The 2,620-nt window shown below is 46.3% G+C and carries 3 protein-coding genes and 1 pseudogene; all 4 read left to right on the forward strand.

Annotated elements, in window-relative coordinates:
* Positions 1-1,446, forward strand: a 1,446-nt coding sequence (locus A3729_RS14435) for a class I tRNA ligase family protein (RefSeq protein ID WP_156497957.1), incomplete at its 5' end; no start/stop codon positions are given.
* Positions 1,447-1,457: 11 nt separating this feature from the next.
* Positions 1,458-1,985 (forward strand): signal peptidase II, encoded by a 528-nt coding sequence (lspA, locus tag A3729_RS14440; protein WP_068553665.1) that lies wholly within the window; start codon positions 1,458-1,460, stop codon positions 1,983-1,985.
* 56 nt (positions 1,986-2,041) lie between these two features.
* Positions 2,042-2,479 carry a peptidylprolyl isomerase gene (locus tag A3729_RS14445; protein ID WP_197470190.1) on the forward strand — a complete coding sequence of 146 codons (438 nt, stop codon included), beginning with the start codon at positions 2,042-2,044 and terminating at the stop codon, positions 2,477-2,479.
* A pseudogene (ispH, locus tag A3729_RS30925) lies at positions 2,480-2,620 on the forward strand (4-hydroxy-3-methylbut-2-enyl diphosphate reductase); the annotation flags it as partial.

The following is a 2,620-nucleotide window of genomic DNA, read 5'->3' on the forward strand; positions in this document are numbered from 1 at the left end:
CCTGATTGGTGTATCTCTCGCCAGCGTACTTGGGGTGTTCCGATTACTTTGTTTGTTCATAACGAGACACAAGAGCTTCATCCTGATACACAAAATTTGATCGCTAAAGTAGCTGAGAAAATTGAACAGAAGGGTATTGATGCCTGGTTCGAATTGGATGCGAGCGAATTATTAGGTGATGACGCTGAGAATTACACAAAAGTAACCGACACTTTAGATGTTTGGTTTGACTCGGGCGTGACGCATGCCGCGGTATTAAAGCAGCGCGAAGAGCTAGGTCAGTACCCTGCCGATTTATACTTGGAAGGCTCGGATCAACACCGTGGTTGGTTCCAGTCCTCTTTGAAGACGGGTATCGCGATTAATAATGCAGCACCTTATAAGCAGGTGTTAACACACGGCTTCACCGTTGATGGTGAAGGCAAGAAGATGTCCAAGTCTTTGGGTAACGTTGTTTCGCCACAAGAAGTGATGAACAAGCTAGGGGCTGATATCTTGCGTTTCTGGGTAGCGGCAACAGACTATAGTGGTGAAATGACGGTTTCTGACGAGATCCTCAAGCGAGCTGCCGAATCTTATCGTCGTATTCGAAATACTGCGCGCTTCCTGTTGTCTAATATCAATGGTTTTGAGCCAGAGAAGGACTTGGTAGCGCCTGAAGAGATGATGTCACTAGATCGTTGGGCGGTTGATAAAGCCTTAGAGCTTCAAACTGAATTGCAAGAAGCTTATGACGAGTATAGTTTTCTTAGTGTTTCACAGAAAATTGTTCACTTCTGCGGCGTTGATTTAGGTGGTTTCTATCTGGATATCATCAAAGATCGACAGTACACCACTCAGGCAGATAGTCTAGCTCGTCGTTCATGCCAAACAGCGATGTACCATATTCTTGAAGCGATGACTCGCTGGATTGCGCCAGTTCTAAGCTTTACTGCAGACGAAATCTGGGCGGTTATGCCTAAGCCTAAGGGTGAAGAACGTGCATCAAGCGTAATGCTTTGTTCCTGGTACGAAGGTTTGTTTGCGATGGATGCAGATAGCCAGCAAGGTTCTGAGTTCTGGGCAACGGTGCTAGAAGCGAAAACGGCTGTGAATAAGCGTATCGAAGAAGAGCGTAATGCGGGCAAGATCAAAGGTTCTCTTGGAACAGAAGTGAGCTTGTATTGTGAAGGCGGTTTGTACGAAGTGCTTAAGTCCTTGGGCGATGAGCTACGTTTTGTCTTGATCACCTCTGAGGCGACAGTTGGCGAACTATCGGCTGCTGAAGGTGCGCTACCAAGCGAAATGGAAGGCTTACTGATCAATGTTAAAGCATCTGAACACCAGAAGTGTGAGCGTTGCTGGCATCACCGTGAAGATGTCGGTCAGCATGAAACGCATAAAGATTTATGTGGCCGTTGTATTGATAATGTTGATGGCGCTGGCGAACAGCGACAGTTCGCATGAGCCAAGCAAACATGACCAATACAGCGAATGATTCAGCGCAGGTGAGCTTGTTTGCCCATATGCTGCGCTGGCTATCACTGAGCACCGTCATTATTGTTGTCGACCTGCTCACTAAATTTTATGCCAGTACGAATCTTGAGTATGCGGTACCTGTACCGGTGATTGATGGCTTTTTTAACTTTACCTTATTACATAATACCGGTGCAGCGTTTAGCTTTCTGGCAACGGAGTCAGGCTGGCAGCGTTGGTTCTTTGTCATCTTGGCAACCGGTGTCAGTGCCGCGTTAGTTGTCTGGCTAAGAGGTTTACGAGAAGAGCCTTGGGTTGCCTGCTCGGTCGCCTTGATATTAGGCGGTGCGATAGGGAATTTATATGACCGTATGACCTTAGGTTATGTTGTCGACTTTCTTCATTTCTATTGGAATAACTATCATTTCCCTGCCTTTAATATCGCTGATACGGCGATTTCTATTGGTGCTGCAATGATGGTCATAGATGTTTTTCGTGGCAATAAACCAGACTCTGAGGATGGTTTATAGTCCCTTGTATTTGTGAGAGCACAGGCTCTCACCTTGTTATTTGAGTGGTACAAAATTTGTCTTTAGTTGTCGGTGAAAATACTCTGGTTACATTGCACTTCTCGTTAAGTATGGAAGATGGCGCAGTGATCGATTCTACCTTTGATAAGAACCCAGCACGCTTTGAGTATGGTGATGGTCAATTACCCGATGGTTTTTTATCCTTCTTAGACGGGATGAGTGAAGGCGAAGAAGGAGAATGGCAGGTTCCACCAGAGAAAGCTTTTGGCATGCCTAACCCAAACAATCAGCAAGTCATGAAGCGAGCAGACTTCCCGGAAGATATGGAATTAGCTGAAGGCTTAATGATCTCCTTTGCCGACGCAAACCAGTCTGAGTTGCCTGGCGTGGTTAAAGCCTTTGATGAAAATGAAGTGACCATTGATTTTAACCACCCTTTAGCGGGCCAGACCTTGTCGTTTAAGGTTCAAGTTGTCTCGGTTGAGGCCTTGTAAATGAAGATTAAACTGGCGAACCCTCGTGGCTTTTGCGCGGGTGTTGATCGTGCTATTGAGATTGTTAATCGTGCACTCGAAGTCTTTGGTGCCCCCGTCTATGTGCGCCACGAAGTGGTCCATAACCGCTTTGTGGTCGAT

This window comes from Oleiphilus sp. HI0043, assembly GCF_001634935.1.